The sequence below is a fragment of the Pseudoalteromonas sp. KJ63-1 genome (genome assembly GCF_055808145.1).
In genome coordinates this window covers 2,185,631-2,206,673 of the sequence record NZ_CM147855.1, presented here as the reverse complement: position 1 = coordinate 2,206,673, position 21,043 = coordinate 2,185,631, and the positions used below count along the sequence as shown (strand labels likewise).

Annotated in this window: 12 protein-coding genes and 2 pseudogenes; 6 read left to right on the top strand and 8 right to left on the bottom strand. The window is 39.0% G+C overall.

Annotated elements, in window-relative coordinates:
* The first annotated feature begins 1 nt into the window (after position 1).
* On the top strand, positions 2-799 hold the full coding sequence (locus AC0L7Q_RS10550) for a hypothetical protein (RefSeq protein ID WP_409423499.1): 798 nt from the start codon (positions 2-4) through the stop codon (positions 797-799).
* Between the two features lie 443 nt (positions 800-1,242).
* Positions 1,243-3,998 (top strand): annotated as a pseudogene (locus AC0L7Q_RS10545) (response regulator).
* A 161-nt stretch (positions 3,999-4,159) separates the two neighbouring features.
* Here AC0L7Q_RS10545 and AC0L7Q_RS10540 read toward each other — a convergent pair.
* Positions 4,160-5,584 carry a sugar porter family MFS transporter gene (locus tag AC0L7Q_RS10540; protein WP_413402618.1) on the bottom strand — a complete coding sequence of 475 codons (1,425 nt, stop codon included), beginning with the start codon at positions 5,582-5,584 and terminating at the stop codon, positions 4,160-4,162.
* A gap of 189 nt (positions 5,585-5,773) precedes the next feature.
* Here AC0L7Q_RS10540 and AC0L7Q_RS10535 point away from each other — a divergent pair, with 189 nt between their 5' ends.
* Positions 5,774-7,939 (top strand): exonuclease domain-containing protein, encoded by a 2,166-nt coding sequence (locus AC0L7Q_RS10535; protein ID WP_413402616.1) that lies wholly within the window; start codon positions 5,774-5,776, stop codon positions 7,937-7,939.
* A 13-nt stretch (positions 7,940-7,952) separates the two neighbouring features.
* On the opposite strand, the gene AC0L7Q_RS10530 is transcribed toward AC0L7Q_RS10535, so the two are convergent.
* From AC0L7Q_RS10530 to dinG, 6 genes and pseudogenes are all read right to left on the bottom strand, one after another.
* Positions 7,953-8,108: a YbaM family protein gene (locus tag AC0L7Q_RS10530; protein WP_138605011.1), complete on the bottom strand. Its 156-nt coding sequence runs from the start codon at positions 8,106-8,108 to the stop codon at positions 7,953-7,955.
* Positions 8,101-8,372: pseudogene (locus AC0L7Q_RS10525) on the bottom strand (late competence development ComFB family protein). Before AC0L7Q_RS10525 ends, AC0L7Q_RS10530 begins: the two are co-directional and overlap by 8 nt.
* Before the next feature lie 346 nt (positions 8,373-8,718).
* The gene (locus AC0L7Q_RS10520; RefSeq protein WP_413402614.1) at positions 8,719-9,576 is read right to left on the bottom strand and encodes a histone deacetylase family protein; all 858 of its coding nucleotides are present in this window, start codon (positions 9,574-9,576) and stop codon (positions 8,719-8,721) included.
* Positions 9,576-10,184, bottom strand: a complete 609-nt coding sequence (locus AC0L7Q_RS10515) for a primosomal replication protein (protein ID WP_008109383.1) — start codon at positions 10,182-10,184, stop codon at positions 9,576-9,578. The genes AC0L7Q_RS10520 and AC0L7Q_RS10515 overlap by 1 nt, the downstream gene beginning before the upstream one ends.
* A gap of 1 nt (position 10,185) precedes the next feature.
* Complete coding sequence (locus AC0L7Q_RS10510) at positions 10,186-10,962, bottom strand: TSUP family transporter (RefSeq protein ID WP_413402612.1); 777 nt, start codon at positions 10,960-10,962, stop codon at positions 10,186-10,188.
* Complete coding sequence (gene dinG / locus AC0L7Q_RS10505; RefSeq protein ID WP_413402610.1) at positions 10,962-13,037, bottom strand: ATP-dependent DNA helicase DinG; 2,076 nt, start codon at positions 13,035-13,037, stop codon at positions 10,962-10,964. Before dinG ends, AC0L7Q_RS10510 begins: the two co-directional genes overlap by 1 nt.
* Positions 13,038-13,097: 60 nt before the next feature.
* On the opposite strand from dinG, the gene AC0L7Q_RS10500 reads away from it, so the two are divergent.
* From AC0L7Q_RS10500 to radD, 3 genes are all read left to right on the top strand, one after another.
* Positions 13,098-15,446 carry a DNA polymerase II gene (locus AC0L7Q_RS10500; protein WP_413402608.1) on the top strand — a complete coding sequence of 783 codons (2,349 nt, stop codon included), beginning with the start codon at positions 13,098-13,100 and terminating at the stop codon, positions 15,444-15,446.
* 402 nt (positions 15,447-15,848) lie between these two features.
* A complete protein-coding gene (locus tag AC0L7Q_RS10495) occupies positions 15,849-18,722 on the top strand; it encodes a TonB-dependent receptor domain-containing protein (protein WP_138605006.1) in 2,874 nt (957 codons plus the stop codon).
* 186 nt (positions 18,723-18,908) lie between these two features.
* Positions 18,909-20,660, top strand: a complete 1,752-nt coding sequence (gene radD, locus AC0L7Q_RS10490) for a DNA repair helicase RadD (RefSeq protein WP_413402605.1) — start codon at positions 18,909-18,911, stop codon at positions 20,658-20,660.
* 30 nt (positions 20,661-20,690) lie between these two features.
* Here the strand turns inward: radD and AC0L7Q_RS10485 are convergent, their stop codons facing one another.
* Positions 20,691-21,023, bottom strand: coding sequence for a ribonuclease E inhibitor RraB (locus tag AC0L7Q_RS10485; RefSeq protein WP_413402603.1), 333 nt, complete (start codon positions 21,021-21,023; stop codon positions 20,691-20,693).
* Between the last annotated feature and the right edge of the window lie 20 nt (positions 21,024-21,043).

Genomic DNA, 21,043 nt, shown 5'->3' with positions numbered 1-21,043 from the left:
TTTGGAGGTATTACGGGATGCAGTTGTATTCTATTTGGGATTTTCTTCTGGGAAATATATTCAACCATATTTCGAGTACAGAAATGACTCTAAATCCAAAGTTACAGTCATAAATAGTATTGATAAGAAAAAATCATACGATAGTATACCTGCACCGATTAGCGACTTGGTTCTTGATCAAAACAGTAAACGATTGGACCAGGATCATTTCGATCTATTTTATAAAATATACGAAATTATTGAAAGCAATCCTAGAGCGTTTGAAAGTATATACTCTCAATGGAAACGCGTTTGGCATTCGTTTTTGTCCTCTGAGTTCAGCGTTACAATGTTAACTATCTCCGTAGCAGTAGAAGGTGTTTTAAATGATATTTTTATTCCTGCGATAGTAGATGACCTTAAAGATCAAGAGCTTGAGGAAGAGAAAAAGCGAATATCTCTTTTAGTTGATGGATTAGCTGATATTTCTGCAGAGCATATTGAATCCATACGAAAGTTTATTGCTAGGTGGGGTAATGTACACCCTAAAAAAGTGTTGGACCACCTTGAAAGTGTTAAGGTAATTGAAAAAAGACAAATAAAAAATTGGGTAGATTTGAGAAACTCTTCAGCACACCCCAAATTGATGAAGCAAGATGAAGGTCGAAGGCGCAAAGATATTAACCGAACAATAATTTGTCTTGGTCTCTTTTATCGTCTTGTCCTCAATGTATTTGCATATAAAGGTGCTCAATATGCTTTCGAAGAACCTAAGGATGGCAAGTTAGTAACTTATGAATATATAAATGTTCTGCACTAACAAATTGCTGCACGCAGAAAAATCACTCGCTATGCTTCTAATTTTCCGATGAGCAAAGCGTTATCAATGTCTGCAATTAGCACATCGCAGCCAACGAAACTAGTCATTATTCTTGTGGGGTTGGTTTTAAAGAGCTCGTATATTGTAACTTTATGTCGTTATACGCTTCAAAATTATGCCAACTTACACTTCACTTGCTACGCTGTAGCTCAGTAAAAGCGTATGTTCTTATGCCAACTTACACTTCAAACAACATTTGGGTGTATTAAAATTCCATTTATTTACTTTCTAATATTTTATTTTTATTATTCCTACGCTAATTCTTGCGCTTACGCACTGAGCTGATTTTTTGCCTTTATAGACAATAGCTAGTGGGTAAGTAATAATTAAAACTTGTAATTATACATACGCCGCAAGAGTTCAATAAGCTATTAAGGGTCAATATGACATTTCAGAGGAATAAATGGGCGCTGGCAATATTACTTGGGCTTATTGGGGGGGCACTAACCTTCTACCCCTGTATTTTTTTGATAGTTCTGAATTTTTATTTGGTCAGACGTTTGTAATACTTAGCCTAGTGTTTGCTGGGCTTCGTTATTCTCTCCTTAGCTTAGCGATTGTAACTGGTTTTTTATTTTATCGCTGGGGACATAGCTGGAACAGTGTTGTTTATGTGCTTGAGTTGTTTTGGCTTTATGCCTTTTGTTTAAAGCGCTCCAAGCCAATACTTCCTTTAGGTGCTGTGTTTTGGTTTTTAGTTGGCTTACCACTGGTCTGGGTGTTGGGTCACTTTGTTATAGGCCTGCCTTGGCTCACAATTGTTGTGGCTGCCTCAAAATACTTAATAAATGCCATGATTGCGTTGGCTTTGGTCGACTTAGCCAGTCTGTTTGTTCCTCATGCCAGTCGAGTCTATCAAGGGCAACCTCTTGCACGTATTTTAAGTTATATTGTTAGCGTTATCATTGTTTTAGTGGTGTTGATCACCAGTGTTTCTTTGGTTAATCAGCATTATTCGCGCTTAGAATACGAAGTGAATACGCAACTCAAAGAACAGTCTCAATCAATTAGCACTCAGCTCAATGATTATTTACAGTTTCATAAAAATGCGGTTGTAATGACCAGTAATGCAATTAGCGTCGGTGGACAAATTCAGCCTCAGTTAGAGCAGTTGATGGCTTTATATCCAGGTTTTTTAACTAGCCTTTATGCCAGTCCAAAGGGTCTTGTTAAAAACAGCATGCCGAGCGAGCTACTAAGTGGACTAACTAAAGAGCAGCGTTATGTTAATGATCGCTCTTATTTTTCTCAAGCTCAGCAGTACCCACTCGGTTATAGCAGTGGTGTATTTCGAGGAAGGGGATTAGGGAATCAACCGATCGTAGCACTTTCCGCTCCTATTTATAGAGATGATGAATTTTATGGTGTTGTTGAGGGCTCGCTCCAGCTAGACCGACTAGAGCGATTTATTCCGGACTTATTTGAATATAAAGGGCAGTTAGTAATTTTAGATGCCAACAAAAAAGTAGTATTTAGTTCATTAAATCAGTTTGCTGCATTGAGTGACTTTAACCTGCAAGCTTTTAAAGCTCAGCGTCAACCTAACAGCCAACTATTTCGCTCCGCTGATAATGAAATGTATCACACCAGTCAGTTTATTGATGACAAAAATGGTTGGCAGGTTATTTCTTTTTATAATCGAAAGTACATAACCATAGTGGTCGTAGGTACATGGTTACCAACCATGCTACTAGGCTTAATTTCGATGGTATTGGTTGTGCTGTTTATTTATAAATTTACTCACTTACTTACCAAGCCAATTAGAGAGCTGACTAATTTAATTCAAGATTTTAGCAAAACCAAAAAGCAGGTATTCAATACGGAATCTAGTTGGTATGAAGTACTGCAATTGCAGTATCAATTTGACATGTTGGGCAGTGCGTTACAGCATTCAATTGGCAATTTAGAAGCATCTAATATAGAAAATGAAGAACTCAATAAGCAGCTTAGCCAATTTAATCAGCAATTAGAAAATAAAGTCGCAGAGCAAACCACTGAATTAACACAAGCGGTAAAACTCGCCAATGAGGCAAATATTGCTAAATCACAATTTTTAGCAAACATGAGTCATGAACTTCGAACACCTATGAATGGCATATTAGGTATGGGAGAGGTTTTGCTTCGAGATCAGTCCTTGAGTACCGAACAAAAGGAATTGTTAATCACACAGCAAAAAAGTGCCAAAAACTTGCTTAATATTCTTAACGATATTTTAGATTTTTCTAAAATTGAAGCAAATGCCATGGAGCTAAATATTAGGCCCACGCAGCTAACTCCATTTATCGAAAATATACGCTCTTTATTTTCCTCGATTGTTGCTGCCAAAGAGGTAGAATTTACGGTTGTTCAAACTAATAATTTGCCACAGTGTATTAGTATTGATGAATTACGCTTAAATCAGGTGATCATAAATTTACTCTCTAATGCGTATAAATTTACGCAGCAAGGCTTTGTAAATTTATCGTTTGATTATCACGATAATAAGCTTCAAGTTAGCGTTGAAGACAGTGGTATTGGTATTGCGAAGGCACAGCAATCACTGTTATTTAGCGAATTTACTCAAGCTGATGTGGGCGTTGCTCGTAAATATGGAGGAACAGGGCTCGGGTTGGCTATTTCTCAAAAGCTGATAAAAATGATGGACGGTGAAATTCAGTTACATAGCGAAGAGGGTAAAGGTAGTACATTTACGTTTAGCATTAGTGCACCAAAATCAGCAGATGCCCCATCAACGTTACCTAAAAAAACAGCTATGCAACCAAACCTGTTGGGTAAGCACATACTGTTAGTTGAAGATAATGCGATTAACCGACATGTTATTTCAAAAATGTTGGAGCCGACTGAAGCGGTGATAGTTATGGCCGAAGATGGTGTTAAGGCTCTTGATGTATTAAAAGAGCAATCGTTTGATTTGATTTTAATGGATTGCCAAATGCCTAATATGGATGGCTATGAATGTACACGCACAATTAGAGTTATGGAAGTTAAAACAGGTTTGCGAGTGCCTATAGTAGCGATTACGGCTAATGCCTATGAAGAAGATAAACAGCGATGTTTAATAGCAGGTATGGATGACTTTATCGCCAAACCAATTAATAGTGATGATTTATACACTGTGATTGGTAACATTCTCAGCTGATAATAGTTCAACAGGCAAAAGCTTACACCGTGCCAGAGAGTATCCGCTTGCCAAATGGTTAAATGTATCTAATTAGTTTTATGAGCAGAAAAATAAGATAATAGAATGGGGGATTAGCCTGAGTAAACTAATGGAAAGTCGGCGCTACTCAGGCTATATAATTACATTGACTCTAATTTCATGCCGCGCGTTTCTTTGATGTATTTGATTACAAAAAATACGCTAATAAATGCCGAAAGGGTGTAAAAGCCATAAGCACCTGCTAAACCGATACTGTCGAGCATAATCGGGAAGGTCATAGTAATAGCAAAGTTAGCTATCCATTGTGCGCTAGCTGCAACAGCAAGAGCTGCTCCGCGAATACGGTTATTAAACATTTCACCAAGTAGTACCCATACAATAGGGCCCCAGCTTAAGCCAAAAAATACCACAAATAAATTAGCCATTATTAATGCAAAGGTACCCATATTTTCGCTAAGTGCTAACTTGCCCGCTTCATCAAGGCCTGCACTTCCAAAGGTGTAGGTAAGTGCACTTAAACTAATAAACATACCTATGCTACCTACCAATAATAGTGGCTTACGGCCTACTTTATCGACTAAGGCAATAGCTATAAAGGTAGATAAAATATTGGTGGTGCCTGCAAGTACATTAATAAACAGTGATTGTGATTCATCAAAACCAGCGGCTTGCCATAGCTCTGAGCCGTAATAAAATACCACGTTAATACCAACAAATTGTTGGAAAACTGATAAAGCCACACCCACCCAAACAATAGGATGTACTTTTTTACTGCCATCAATAAATAAGTCGCGAATACTTGGTTTTTTATCACTTTGCAGAGACTGTTTCACGTCATTGATTTGCGTATCAGCATCGTCATTTGAGATTTTATTAAATACAGTTTTAGCGTGTTTAAGTTTACCTTGTGCGACTAGGTAACGCGGTGACTCAGGAATAAAAAGTACGCCAATTAAAAATAAGCCTGCAGGAACAAGTTCAGCCCAAAACATCCAGCGCCATGCGGCTAAATCTAACATTAAAATACCTTCTGCACCGCCAGCAGCGTTAGCAATTAGATAGTTACTTAAAAAGGCTGCAAATAAGCCAAGAACAATAGCGAGTTGTTGTAATGTCGCTAAACGGCCACGTAAACTTGCTGGTGCTACTTCTGCAATATAAGCAGGTGCTAAAACAGAGGCTGCACCTATGCCTAATCCGCCAAATAAGCGGTAAAAAATAAACTCAGCGGAACTGTCGGCAACCCCAGAGCCAAAAGCGCTAACTGCAAATATAATAGCAGTGACAATCATAATAGCGCGACGGCCAAATTTGTCAGCTAATGGGCCAGCGGCTAATGCCCCCAGCGCACAACCTAATAATACAGATGCAACATTAAAACCAGTTGCAACACTGCTTGAATTAAATGTATTACCTAATGCCGATACGGTGCCGTTTATAACGCCCGAATCGAAACCAAATAAAAAGCCACCAATAGCGGCAACGGCCGATATAAAAATAACATATAAAAGCGAGCACTTCGTCTGTGCGCTATGCTCACCTTTAGTTGTATGCTGTGTCGTCATGTTGTTCAATCCTAATTTTTATTATGTGTAATGTAGTTAAAGTAGCACTAAATTTGCTGGCAACCTTAGCACAGAGTGATCACGCTAAAAAAGATATTTCAATAGTAATACGTATGCATAAAAATTTATTGGGTTGATAAAAATAACGAGATACTAGATACTGTTTTTATATACAGTGTGGGCGGTTTTATGAAAAAAGAGTTACCAGCGAAATATTATTTGGCACATTTTAGAGAGCTATTAACGTTTGTGAGCGAGAAATGCATGCATTTACTCGAGCAAAAGCATATTTCATTTATTAGTAAAATAAATACGCTCGACGAGCAGAGCCAGTGTATGTTGGCGCGCATTTATTCTCGTAAGCCTTATTTAGTTCAAACCCAATCATTAAACTACGAAGAAATTAGCTCGCCATACCAAGCACTTTTTAAATTAAAAGCGGCAAAGTTAATTGTAGAACCCTCTAATAAAGATCATAGGCAACTACTAAGTCACCTAACAAAACCGGCGCTAATCGAGCTGTTAGAAAAGCAAGAACAACCGCCATTATTTAAAAAAAGTGCAGCTAAAAGTAACTTAGTTGAAGTAGCCATCTCATTCTTTGAATCTAAGCCAGAGTGCCTTGTGCATTTATATAACCAGTACGTGATAAATAATAGAGAAGAGTATTACGAGTATTTTGAGTTTTTATATATTGGCAGACTCAGTGCTGGCGATATTAATCATCAAAATCGATTTGTACTGCGAGATTTAGGCGTAACACCTGTTAGGCAAGAGCATAGTGAAAGCTTGTCGCGCTTTGATTCAATAGAGGAAGCGCAGTCTAACTATGCATTAAACCGTTTGCGACTAACGCTTAAAAATACAAAAGATGACAATGAAAGAGAGGGACTAGCAAAGTGGTTAATGAATGAAGTAGCGGTAGGGGTTATTGCACAAGAGTTAAAAAACAAGTTACTGGTTATGCTTTATAAGCAACTAAAAACAACTAACCCAACACTTGCGTTTGATGTACTTAATGCCTGCGAAGACGATGCACAAGCCTTAGAAATTCAAATAAGGGAGCAATATCGACAGGGCAATAAGCAATGGGTAAAAGCACATCTTGAGCAAATTATAGAAAACCCGCTTACCGATGAGTTACTGTACTTTGCAGATGACTTTTTAATGCGTAAATTTAACAAGCAAACCCGTTCGCGGCTCAGTGAAATGTTAGCCAGTACACGCTGCATTATAGAAGTTGATGAACTTTACCGTGGCGATGTTGAGTTAGGTGTGAGCGATCACTACACTCGTCAAGGCAAACAGGTTTTTTATACTGAAAATACTTTGTGGCAAAGCTTATTTGCGCTGGTTTTTTGGCAAGAGCTGTTTATTGAAACCCCAACACCACCTTGTAACGAATTTGATATTTTCCCGCAAGCGTTAAAAACAGACACATTTTATTTAAATCAATCCTCACAAATAGAAGCGCGGCTAGCTGCGTGTAATAGTGCCCAGAAATTGCTGCGTTTAGTGTGTAACCATGCCGCAAGATATTATGAGCAACCAAATGGCTTATTTAGATGGCACCCAGATGTATTAAAGCCAGTAGAGATGCTTATATTAAAGAGCCCAATAACCGTTTTACTTCAGCATTTAAAAAACATGGCAAAGAACTACCGACAGCTAAAAGATGGTTACCCCGATTTAATGATTGTTGATAATAATGCCGTTCATTTTGAAGAGGTTAAAGCGCCAGGAGATAAGCTTAAAAGAAACCAGCTAGTGAGTATCGATAATTTAAAAAGCTGTGGCTTTATCGTAAATATTGCAGCGGTAAACTGGTATGTAGATCCTAAGCGGATTTATAGTGTGGTAGATATTGAAACAACAGGGGGCCTAAAAGGGGGGAACCGAATTACCGAAATTGGTGTTGTTAAAATACAGCAAGGCAACATTATTGATACATGGACTACGCTGATAAACCCAGAGCGGCCTATCCCTCGTTTTATTACTAAACTAACCGGTATCAACGACGCCATGGTAAGTGATGCGCCTATATTTAGCGACATTGCTTCGACTTTATTAGATAAGCTTTCGGGTAGTATTTTTGTCGCTCACAATGTTAATTTTGATTATGGCTTTATTAAAAAAGAGCTTGAGGGGCTGGGAATCAACTTTAAAATGCCAAAACTATGTACCGTTGTTGAATCACGTAAAGCATTTAAGGGATTAAAGTCGTACTCACTGGGGAATTTATCTGCACACTTTAATTTAGATTTAACTAACCATCACCGTGCATTAGATGATGCTAAAGCGGCCGCGCAGTTATTGTTACTGGTACAACAATCTACAAATAGGGTTTGCGTTTAGGAAGTAAAAAGCGCTAAGTGCGCTTTGTTACTTTATTTTCAAAGTCACTTTTTACGATATCGAGCGCTTTTAATACTTCTTCTGGCTCTACATCATGCTGCTCTAATATCATAATTAAATCAACAGCCAGTTTCACGTGTGTAGGAGCTTCTTCTAGTGGGTTACTCATGGAGCGCTTTCTTTTTAGCTATTTGATCAATCGCAAAATTAATGGCAACTTCTACGCGTTGCTGCATATCTAAACGATCTGTTTGAGTCAAATAAAACGCCATATCTACATCGTAACGAATATAGCGGGGGGTAATTGATTGAGAACGGTGCAGCAAAAGTCAGCCATTACATCGTCGTTGTAACGTTCATTAAGTTTACGTTTTTCTATTTCTTCTAAAACGAGTTTTTCGTAAAAATTGTGTATGTCGTCATCTAATCGCATATTCCTGTCACTCTTTTTTATTGTCTGTAATGAGTCTATACCAAGGATTGTTATAAATCGAGAGCCGCTTTAAATAGTTGCTTATGGACACTAGGGTCTGTTGACCTTTGCGGATTAATATTTGTTCAAACTAGGGGCAATTTAATCGCGGCGCGAGGTTTGTAACCTAGTGGGCTAAGTAAAAACCGAGCAACAAAGAGTTAATTGCCCCTAGGCAGAACCCTTCGGGCAGCGCCTGTTTGGCATTAATGCTGCGTTATCGCCTATTTATGGGGAATAACCACACCACATAAGCTCTGCCTTGCCTAAATACCAAACAGACTGCGGCAAATTTAACCTTGAAAGGTCAACAGACCCTAATTAAATTGTTGATGTTGCGTTGATAACCGCCACCTAAAGCGCACATCAGCGGTATGTTTCGCTGCTTACAAAAATTAAGAACGGTAAAGTCGCGCTCATATATACCAGCTAAGGAAACATCAAATAAGCCGAGTTCGTCTTTGGTGTAAATATCGGCGCCCGCATTATATAAAATAATATCGGGCTGGTGGAGGCGAACACATAACTCAAGAGCTTGCTCTAGTGTTGTTAAATACTCTGCATCTGTGGTGTTTGCAGGTAAGCCAAAGTCATAGTTTGAGAGCTGTTTTTGCCGAGGAAAGTTTTGTTCACAGTGAATTGAGCAACTAATTATCTGCTCGTGCTGTTGGGTTATTTGCGCGGTACCGTCACCTTGATGCACGTCACAATCAAATATTAATACAGTGTCGGCTTTCTCCGTTGCAATAAGATGCGCTGCCGCAATGGCTAAATCATTAAAAATACAAAAGCCACTGCCGTAATTGCTGTAAGCATGGTGATAGCCGCCACTTAAATTAGCCGCTAAACCACTTTCAAGTGCTGTTTCAGCGGCTTGAATACTGGCACCAACAGAGTAAAGAGTTCGCTCAACAAGTTTATAAGAGTGAGGAAATCCCATTTTTTTAACCGCTTTGTCAGTTAACGACCCGTTTAAAAAGTCAGCAATATAATCTGAGCTATGGCATAAGCTTAACTGCGCTTTAGTTGCTGGCGAAGGCGATATAAATTGGGTGTAGCCTAAACGCTCTATTTCATGTTTAAGCTGCTGATACTTTTTAATTGGAAATCGATGGCGCTCAGGGAGCGCTAAAGCAGAGTAGAGAGGGTGATAAAAAAGCTGCATTAGCGTAGCTGTTGTTTTTCTACTTGTTGAATTTTGTCTTCGGTGGCAGAAATCGCTTTTCTACAACGGCCGAGTCGTGCATGAGTAGTTAAAATTTCTTGGTTAAGCTTTTGTGCTTGCGCAGGCGATGCTTTTTCCATTTGTAGTTTACGCTCTTCAATCATCAGTACTAGGCGACGTTCAAATTCATGGTTTTGTTTAAGCTCATCATATAACTCATGGGATGATTGCATGATTTTTTGCACCGCTTGTTTATAAACAGGCTGTTTAGCACGAGGCTTATAATGACTTTTATTTTCTTTCACCCAAATAGGGGTCGATTTAATAACATTAAATACCGCTTGTACCTGACTGGCAATACGCTCAAGTGCATAGGTGTATGCATGACGGTGTTCGCTCGGTGGTAAGCTAGCTATTTCATCTTCTATTTCTACTACGTAGTCGGCTAAGTTCATACTTTTGGTGCTAAACACGGCTCTGTCAAATAGGCTCGGCTGTGCCTGCATATACCGGTTTTTAGAAAAGAGCTTTGCTTTGTCAAATTGCTCTGCCTGTTGCTTAAGCGTGGCAACTTGTTGGCGTAGTTTATCTAAAGCGGCAGGTTGCATGTTAAAAGTATGCCTCGTAAATTAGTTTTAATGCTAAAAGTATAACCATAGTATTAAATACTGGACGAATAAATTTACTGCCAAAACGAATCGCTGAATGTGCGCCAAACCATGCACCAAGCATGATAAAGAAGCCCATTGTAATTCCCAGTAAAAAGTTAACATGGCCAAGTGCAACAAAGGTGATCAGCGAGATAAAGTTAGAAACAAAATTCATTGAACGCGCCAAACCACAATTAAGTAGCAAACTCATTTTATAAAGCATACCGTTTGAGGCAGTCCAAAAAGTTCCCGTTCCAGGCCCAGCTAAACCATCAAAAAAACCTAGGCTTAATCCTTGTAGCCACTGTTTTAGTTTTATGGTTGGGGTTAACTTAGGCAGGTCGTCACTTCGTGTGGTACTTAAATTACCAAACAAGCTGTAGCAAGCCACTAAAATAATAATAATAGGTAAGAGCTTATTTAAAAACTCAATGCTTAAATGATCAACAATGAGTGTGCCTAACAAAGCACCTATGGCGGTAGCCATAATAGAAGCAAACCAAAATCGTGGGTTAAATAACTGTTTTTTATAATAGGTGATACTGGCAGTTAACGAGCCAAAACTGGCGGCCAATTTATTTGTGCCGAGCGTCAAGTGAGGAGGCAATCCCGCCGTTAACAGTGCCGGTACAGTAAGTAATCCACCGCCGCCAGCAATAGCATCAATAAAGCCCGCTAAAAGTGCAACGCCACATAAAATAGCCCAAGTTGTTGGGTCGAGTGCAAGTTCAAACATCAGTAATCTATTTGTCTTTTAAAAGGTGGTAAGGTGTCAAGCATGGCTTTGCCATATCGTTTGGTGATTAAGCGTCTATCTAAAATAGTTATTGTGCCAATATCACTTTCTTTGCGCAGCAGTCTACCACAGCTTTGTACCAATTTCTTTGCTGCGTCTGGCACGGTTATCGATAAAAACGGATTACCGCCTTTACTTTGCACAAACTCCGCTTGTGCTTCTTCGATAGGCGAGGTGGGCACCGCAAATGGAATTTTTGTAATAATTAGGTTTTCTAAATATTTACCAGGTAAATCAAGTCCTTCAGAAAGGCTTTGGGTGCCAAATAAAATACTGCCTTTGCCTTCATCAATATTTTTAGTGTGTAATTTGAGTAAAGCTTCTCGTGACATTTCACCTTGTACTAATAAGTTAAATCCTTTTTTTCTAAGAAACTTACTTACATGGTCCATTTGCCAGTAAGAGGCAAATAACACTAAGTTAGCTTTTTTAGTGTTTAGATATTCGGGTAATGTTTTAGCAATATGATCGCTAAATTCTTTATCTGTTGGCTCTATGCTTGACGTCGGAATACGCAGAGTGGCTTGTTTAGGGTAGTCAAACGGGGAGGGGACTTTTATAAACTTTACCCCTTCTTCTTTAGCAAGACCGCTTTCATAAGCAAAGTGATCAAATGAGCCTAGTGCGCTCAAGGTAGCTGAACATAACACGGCTCCAGCACATTCGCTCCACAGCTTATCTTTTAAATAGTAACCGACCTCAATGGGGCAGTCGCTAAGCAAGTGATCATGATGGCTTTTATATTCAAGTCGTTTTATCCAACGCGCATGCGGCGTGCCTTCGCCTTTAGTAGCGTAACTAAACCATAATTTATTAAGTTGTTCTAAGCGATTTATGTATTGCCCACTTTCAGCCAGAATGGGGTCGGCAACATAAGGTTTAATATCACCGTCGCTTACATCTTGTGTGAGGGTGTCGTGCATTTTATTCAAACACCGTAATGCATCAAGCGTGGCTTCGCTAATGTCTTTTGCCTTAGCGTGTAGCGATTTAGGAATTTCACCATGTTCAAAGCGATAGGTATCGTCTTTTGAATATTCAAAATCGGCGTTGTCTAGAATATCGCGCACTACTTTTAAATCTTTGTTAGCATCGTTAACGCTATCGCATAACTTAAAGTTTTGCCCAATACCTTTTTGCCCAACTAACACTTTGGCCATTTTGCCACTAAATTTAGTGAGTTTGTCGAGCCAATCTATCGTGCCTTTTATTGTAGCTGCAGCAGATGAAAAATCGCGGGTAATATGCGCAAGGTGATGCGCTTCATCGATTACATAAATAGTATTGTCGGGCTCAGGTAAAATTTTTCCGCCCCCTAAATCTAAATCAGCTAACAGTAACGAATGGTTTATAACCAATACATCCATTTGCATTAACTGCTGGCGGGCGAGTTGAAAAGGACATGTTTGGTGTGCTTTCATCTGGCGTTGGCAGGCATGTTTATCGCAGGCGATTAGTCCCCATACCCTATCAGGAATGGTATCAGCCCAGCTGTCTCTATCGCCTTGCCATTTTTTATTGACATAGGCATCGTAAAGTTGCTTTAAGCACTTAGTTTCCATGTCACTTAATGGCGATGTAAGGGTAGGCATAAACTCCATTTGAGTTTGGCTATCGCTGTTTAGCGCATTATGAAGTTTGTGTGCACAAATATAACGTTGGCGGCCTTTTACTAAATCAAATTTAAAATCGAGCCCTGAGTGTTTTTTAAAAAATGGTAGCTCTTTAGCGATTAATTGCTCTTGCAGAGCTACAGTAGCCGTAGAAATAACTAGTTTCTTTTTTTGTGCTAATGCCAGTGGTAGAGCGCCTAGACAGTAAGCTAATGACTTACCGGTGCCTGTGCCTGCTTCAATAACACAAATACGTTGTTTTTTATGATATTCACCGGCTAATGTTTTTGCTATTTCAGCAACTAAATAGTTTTGACTACTACGAGGGCGGTAATCGGTTAGGTTATTTGCAACATGCTGGTGTACTTGTCTAATTGTTTTTTTAAGTGAGCTCGATAGCATGTGATGATTAACCTAAAATATGTATATAATTACAGTGTATATATTAAGTGGGATCGAACATTGACACAAGCAATCTATCAGGGCTTTATTTTATCAAGGCAACAATACACTGCTAAAAATGCACAAGGTATTACTTTGTGCTATTGGCTAAGCTCTGAGCAGGGCCCGATAAAAGTGACGATTGAAAACCAGCAAGCGCTGTTTTTCATCCCATTGACAGAGCAAGATACTGCAAGTGCTTTACTGACTCAGGCAAATATAAAAACGCAGTTTAAAAATGTTGAGCTTTGTCACTTTAGTGGTAGCGAATGTGTGGCCTGTTACTTTAACGATATAAAAAGTTTATACACTGCACGAGCTCTTTTAGAGCAAGTAATGCCAATTTATGAAGCCGATGTGCGCCACAGTGACCGCTTTTTAATGGAGCGCTTTATTAAAGGGGGCGTATGGGTAACCGGTAACGCCAAAGCTCAAAACGGCTTTATTGAAATTAGTGATGCAAAGCTAAAAGCAAACAACGAGTATACGCCAACGCTTAAGTCTGTTTCTTTGGATATAGAATGCAATGCCGATGGCGTGCTATTTAGTGTTGCACTGGTGGGAAATAGCTTAGATTGTGTACTGATGATAGGTGAGCCACAGCAGCAGAACGACTCTATATTTGAAATAGACTGGTGCTTCGACGAAATTAACCTGCTCACCAAGCTGCAGCAGTACATTATAAATAATGACCCCGATGTTATTGTTGGTTGGAATGTTATTGATTTTGATTTTAGTTTATTGCAAGAACGCGCTGAGGCGTTAGGACTTACCCTGAGTTTTGGCCGAGATAATCAACCTTTATATATTAATAAAGGTCATTACACTCGATTAACGCTTCCAGGGCGGTGCGTCATTGATGGCATTGATACCTTGAAGAATGCCACTTATCGATTTGACAGCTTTTCGTTAGCCAGTGTTGCAGAGCGGGTGCTTAACGAATCTAAATTAATAAAAACCGATAACCGATTAACAGAAATTGTTCGTCAATTTAATGAAGATAAGCTTTCTTTAGCGGCTTATAATCGTCAAGACTGCATTTTGGTTAATCAGATTTTCGAAAAACTAAAGTTATTTGAATTTGCCATAGTCAGAACTCAAATCACCGGGCTAGAACTTGAGCGCATGGGTGGCTCGGTTGCCGCATTTACAAACTTATATTTACCGCTGTTACATCGCAGTGGTTATGTTGCTCCCAACTTAGGCGATCATGGGCTATCTTTTGAAAGCCCTGGTGGCTATGTGATGGAGTCGACTCCAGGGCTTTTTAAAAACGTATTGGTACTTGATTTTAAAAGCTTATATCCGTCAATTATGCGTACGTTTTGTATTGACCCGCTAGGTTTAATCGCAGGGTTGAAGGAACCAGAGCAAGCGGTTGAAGGATTTAATCAGGCATTATTTTCAAGAACGCAACACCACCTGCCAAAATTAATCGAACACCTGACACAAACTCGTCAAAAGGCAAAAGACACTAATCAACCTATGCTCTCGCAAGCGATTAAAATTATTATGAATAGCTTATATGGCGTACTGGGCTCTAAAGGCTGTCGGTTTTACGACCCGCGCTTGTCTAGTTCTATCACTTTACGTGGCCATGAAATAATGCAAACAACTCGTAAATGGATAGAAGCGCAAGGCTTTGAGGTGATATATGGTGATACCGACTCTACGTTTGTAAAACTCAGTGAAGATACAAGTCCTGAGCAATGCAACGAGATTGGCAGCCAACTTGTTCGACATATAAACGAAAAGTGGCAGGTCGACTTGAGGCAGCGTTATGACTTACAAAGCTATTTAGAAATTGAATTTGAAACCCATTACAGTCCGTTTTTTATGCCAACTATACGAGGTAAAAAAACAGGTTCTAAAAAACGTTATGTTGGTCAAGTAACCAAAAAAAATGAAAAAAAGTTGGTCTTTAAAGGTATGGAAACCGTTCGCAGTGATTGGACTGAGTTTGCGCAGGAGTTCCAAACTCAGTTGTTTGAAACTCTTTTCTCTAGCCACTTCGAAATACAGCAACTGCACAATATAATAAACAGCTACACGCAAAAATTATACAGCGGTGACCTTGACCACAAGCTCGTTTATAGAAAGCGTTTAGGGCAGCATCTGAGCGATTATATTAAAAATATCCCACCTCACGTTCAAGCAGTTAAAAAACACAAAGCGAGCCATCCTGAGTTTGAAATAAAACGCGGGCAAGTAATCGAATATGTTTACGCAATAACTGGCGCCGAACTTTATACAGGTAAAAACACCCTTAATTACCCCCTATACATTCAAAGACAGCTTGAACCCGTAGCGCAAATGATATTAAGCGCTTTAAACACATCAACTGAATCTACTCAAGCTACATTATTTTAACTTAGCTATGAGCAAAATAGGTGCTTTGTAGGTTTTTTTTCGATTATTAGTTCCTATTTCGCATAAAAATTGTAAATTTTAAAGTTAACATTTGTGATCATGATTACAAAATTGTTTTAAATCACTACAAAATAAAAATCTAATATAAATTAATAATTATCATTTAAATCAGGTGTTTATCTTTTTGTTTTTAGGTTGTTTCTAAATCAAATCCAAAAAAAGCTTAAAAAGCGAACCAAATAAACTTAAAAATGATAACGAGAAGTCACTTAAAGTGTTTTTAAGGTTAATTTAATGTTGACCGTGTTGTGATCAAAGTATTATCATCTAGGGCATGATCACAATTTAATTAACAAAAGTGGTCAAAAATAAAAAAACAAATAGTATTCTAGGGAGAATCAAATGTTAAATAACAAAGTTTCAAAAGCAGTTCGTTTAGCGATCGCTTTTGGTGCAGCTTCTACTGCTGCTTTCTCAGCAAGCTCAATTGCTGCAGAAGAGGGTGCAGAACAAGTTGAAAGAATTCAAGTAACCGGTTCACGTTTAACAAGAACTGATCTTGAAGGTGTTGCTCCAATCACTACCATTTCTGGCGAGTCTATGGGTGATATGGGTATCAGTAATGTTGGTGAATTCATTCAGTCAAACCCTGTAATGTCGGGCTCACCAGCTACTACAAGTACAAACAACGGCGGTAACGGTGGTGTATTCGTAGAGCTTCGTGGTCTAGGTTCGTCAAGAACACTTGTACTAATTAATGGTCGCAAACCTGTTTCAAGTGATTTCCAAAACATCCCGTCTGCAATGATCGAAAGAATCGAAATTCTTAAAGATGGCGCGTCTGTAACTTACGGTTCAGCTGCTATGGCAGGTGTTGTTAACGTTATCACTAAAAAGCAATTTACAGGTATTGAACTAAAAGCTAATACTTCTTGGTACGACGATTTCAGCGCAGGCAAGCAAGAAAACTTTGAAATTGTAGCTGGTAAAGAATTTGACTCAGGTCATATTACTGTTGGTTTTGATTACTCTCAACAAGACCCAATCTATCAAGGCGATGTAAAGGGTGTAGATTTCTTCCAATACCCTTGGTACGTAGGTTCTACAGATCAAGCTAAAAGCTTTTATGAAAATGGCCTAATCACTCCACAAGATGATCCAGATAATGCAAACGTAATTATTTTAGGTTCAGGCTCTGTTCCATGTGGTAACTTCTACCTTAGAAATCAACCAGGTAGTTTCACAAATGGTAATTGTCCAACAGGTGCTGATGGTAAACCTGCAGCAGGTGACATGAGACCTTTCGTTGGTGGTGGTGCGAATAACGATACATATAACTACGCTCCAGTTAACCTAATGCAAACACCTTATGAAGTAGTAAACTTCTTTGTTGACACGTCATTTGAAGTTTTTGACGGCGTAACCCTATATACAGAAACTCGTATCAACAAACGTGAATCTCGTCAAGAGCTTGCCGCTGTTCCTTACGATACTCGTTTTGATCCAGGATACTTAGTACCTGACTCTGCTGGTAACATGGTAAATGGTGTTTCTGCAGATAACTACTACAACCCATTTGGCGAAGATGTAATTCGTTCACGTCGTCGTATGCTTGAAGGCGGTCGTTCATTTGAGCAAGATTATGTTCGCTTCCAAAACGTGATCGGTCTTACTGGTGATATTAATGATTCTTGGACCTATGACGCTTACTACAACTATGGCGCTAATAGCTTAAATGATACTGATTTTGGTCAGTTATATGGTCCTAACTTATCAAATGCAATGGGTCCTTCATTTAAAGACGCTGACGGTAACATCGTATGTGGTACAGAAGCTAACCCAATTGCTGGTTGTGTATCGCTAAATGTATTTGGTGGTCCAGGTACTGTGACTCAAGAAATGCTTGATTATGTTACGGCTCCTCTTGGTGATTCTTATAACGATTCATTCCACCAAGTTCGCATAGACGTGTCAGGTGAGTTATTTGAACTACCTGCAGGTTATGTAGGCAGCGCGTTCGGACTCGAGTATTACGAGACAGAATTTGAAGATGTAACTGACTCAGGTAAATTCTTTGACGAAGTGACAGGTAATACTGGTCAACCACTTACAGGTCTTGGCAGACATTACACTGCAGCAACAGCTGAATTCTTAATCCCGTTAATTGCAGACATGGGTGTTGAAACTCTTGATCTTACAGTAGGCGGTCGTTACGATGACTTCAGTACAACAGGTACTAGCTTTACTTGGAATGCCAAGTTAGAGTCGCGCGTTTTTGATGGTTTGAAATTCCGTGCTAACTACTCAGAAGTATACCGTGAACCTACATTAGATGATCTATATTCTCCTGCTGCGGATTCTTTTGAAACAGCATCTGATCCATGTGGCGCTGCTCGATACGGTGATTTATCAGCTGCAGGTCAAGCATTATGTGGCACTCAAGGTGTACCAACAGGTGGTCACTCAAGCACTGACTCTCAAATTCGTACTCGCGTAGGTGGTAACACAGAGCTACAAGCTGAAACAGGTGAAACAATCACTGTTGGTTTCGTATGGGCTCCAAACTTTATCGATAACCTTGGTATCACAGTTGATTACTGGGATATCAACATCGATGGTAAAATCGATTCTTTAGATACTACAGACATCATGAATGGTTGTTACACAGGTCTTCTAGAAGAGCAGTGTGCTAAAATCACTCGTGCGGCAGATGGTACTATCGACAAAGTTGATAGCCGTACAACTAACCTTGCTGGTATGACAGCTAAAGGTATAGACGTAGATGTAAACTACAGCTATGAGCTACCTAAAGGTATGTTACGCCTTAACCTTGCTTGGACTCATTTCTTAGAAAGAGGTGAAGAAAACTTCAACGCAGAAACAGCAACGTTTAATCTTGAAGATTTAGCTGGTCGTTTTGAAAATGATACGTCTTACTTTGAAGACAAAGTATTATTTAATGCAACTTACATGTTAGATGACTTAAGAGTTGTTTACGCAGCTAACTACCTTTCAAGCCTAGAATATGCTGACCTTTCTTTCTTCAATGCTGCAGGTGAGCTTGAGGGAATGAAAGCTACTATAGACTCACAGGTTTACCATGACTTGTCAGGTCAATACACTTTCAGCACTGATACTACAGTACAGTTTGGTGTTCGTAACTTAACTAATGAGTTACCTCCTTTCATCGAAACTGCATCTAATGGTAGCACTGATGAAAGTAACTACAGACTTTATGGTCGTCAGTTCTTTGCTGGTATTTCTCAAAAGTTCTAATGTTACTTTTCAGGACTTATTAAACTAATAATTAGTTCTAAGTTAAAAGTTAAACGGCCCCAGATACTGGGGCCGTTTTTTATTTTTAAAGGAAATATAATTAAAACTTTTTAAATATTTATAAATGGCTATTAAAAAGTGGTTTGTTTGTTAAAATTTAACTACATAAACTAAGTTAATATCTAAATGACCTACACCCTTAGACCCTATCAGAGCGAAGCGGTTGAACGCACCGTTTTACACTTTAGAAAAACTAACGAACCTGCTGTTATTGTTTTACCTACAGGTGCTGGTAAAAGTTTGGTGATAGCTGAACTTGCGCGTATTGCTAAACAAAAAATATTGGTGTTGGCGCACGTAAAAGAATTAGTGGAGCAAAATGCTCAAAAATATAAAAGCTTTGGTCTTGAGGCGAGTATATTTTCCGCAGGTCTCAAAGAGAAATCGTTAACCCACCAAGTTACCTTTGCCAGCGTGCAGTCGTTATCGCGTAATCTAAATAAACTTAATGAGCACTACTCATTACTTATTATTGATGAGTGTCACAGAGTAAATGGCGAAAAGAAAAGCCAATACGGAAAAGTTATTGATGCACTTAAATCTCACAACTCTGAATTAAAAGTGTTAGGTTTAACCGCGACGCCTTACCGACTAGGGTTAGGCTGGATTTATCAGCATCATTACCATGGCTTTGTGCGTGGCAATAAGGAAAGCCCATTCAAACGCTGTATTTTTGAATTACCTTTGCGCTATATGATTAAGCATAACTACTTAACTCCCCCTAAAGAGGTTGATGCTGCAATTAGTCATTATGATTTTTCATCTTTAAGTAGCAATGCATTTGGGCAATATAGCAATGAGGATATGAATGCGCTGTTAATAAAATCGACCCGTGCAACTCAAACAATTTTACAGCAAGTTATTCAATATAGTGAGAACCGCCATGGCGTGATGATATTTGCAGCTACGGTTATGCATGCACAAGAGATAATGACTTATTTACCCGAGGATCAAAGTGCGCTGATCACCGGAGATACTCCTAATAGCGAACGCGATAAAATAATTAAACAATTCAAAGCTAAAAAATTGAAGTATTTAGTGAATATATCGGTTCTTACTACCGGCTTTGATGCACCCCATGTAGATTTTATTGCTATTTTACGCCCCACAGAGTCGGTAAGTTTATACCAGCAAATTGTCGGTAGAGGTTTAAGGTTGGCTGAGGGTAAAGATGATTGTTTAGTGATTGACTATGCGGGCAATGGCTTTGATTTATTTTATCCAGAGGTGGGTGATAAAAAAGGCGATAGCGATAATGAACCCGTGCAAGTGCTGTGTCCCGGATGTGGCTTTGCCAATATATTTTGGGGTAAAACAGACGCTGATGGCAAAGTAGTTGAGCACTTTGGTAGGCGCTGCCAAGGCTTATTAGAAGATGATAATGGGGGAAGCGAGCAATGCGATTATCGTTTTCGTTTTAAAGAGTGCGAGCAGTGCGGTGCACAAAATGATATTGCTGCTCGAAAATGTCATGACTGTGGCGGTGTGATGGCCGATCCTGATGATAAACTCCGTAATGCGTTAAACCTTAAAGATGCATTAGTCCTTCGTTGTAGTGGCTTGAGTGTGACTAAACTTAAAGAGCAATTGTTAAAAGTTACTTATTTTGATGAAGACGGAGCCAGTTGTGATGAAGTTTTTGATTTAGCAAACAAAGGATCACTGTATTATTTTAATAAGCAATTTGGTAAGCGTGTAGGACAGGGACAGTCTCCAGTTGAATTTATCAGTGCAGATCAAGCTATAAAAGCCCAGTTTGATTTAATACCACCAGATTTTGTGATTGCTCGAAAAAGTAAAAAATATGGCTGGAAAGTAGCAGACAAACTTTTTGATTATAAAGGCAGCTTTAGAAAAGCAAACCAGCTAAGCCGATAGGCTAAGCTGGATATCTCATTCGTTATGAAATTATGCTTCTTCTGCGTCTAATCCCCAACCATCGCCATAACCATTTAAGCTATTAGCGATACTTTCAATATATTGTTCTGCTTGGCCTAAAAGTGCATGCTCTGGAACCATCTGTACATGGGCAATTACTTCCCAAACACCGGTATCTTTACATTTCTCAACATCAGCAGTTTGCACTAATGCATCGTTTACAATCTCAGTTGCAAATTTTTCGGCATCAGCCTGTTGTTCAAATAAAATGTAAAAATCAATTTGTTGCATTTTACTTAAATCTACACCGGCGGCGGAAATTTCAGCAAGAAGCTGGCCATTATCATCATCAGGAAATTGCATTTAAAACTCATAAAATTAGT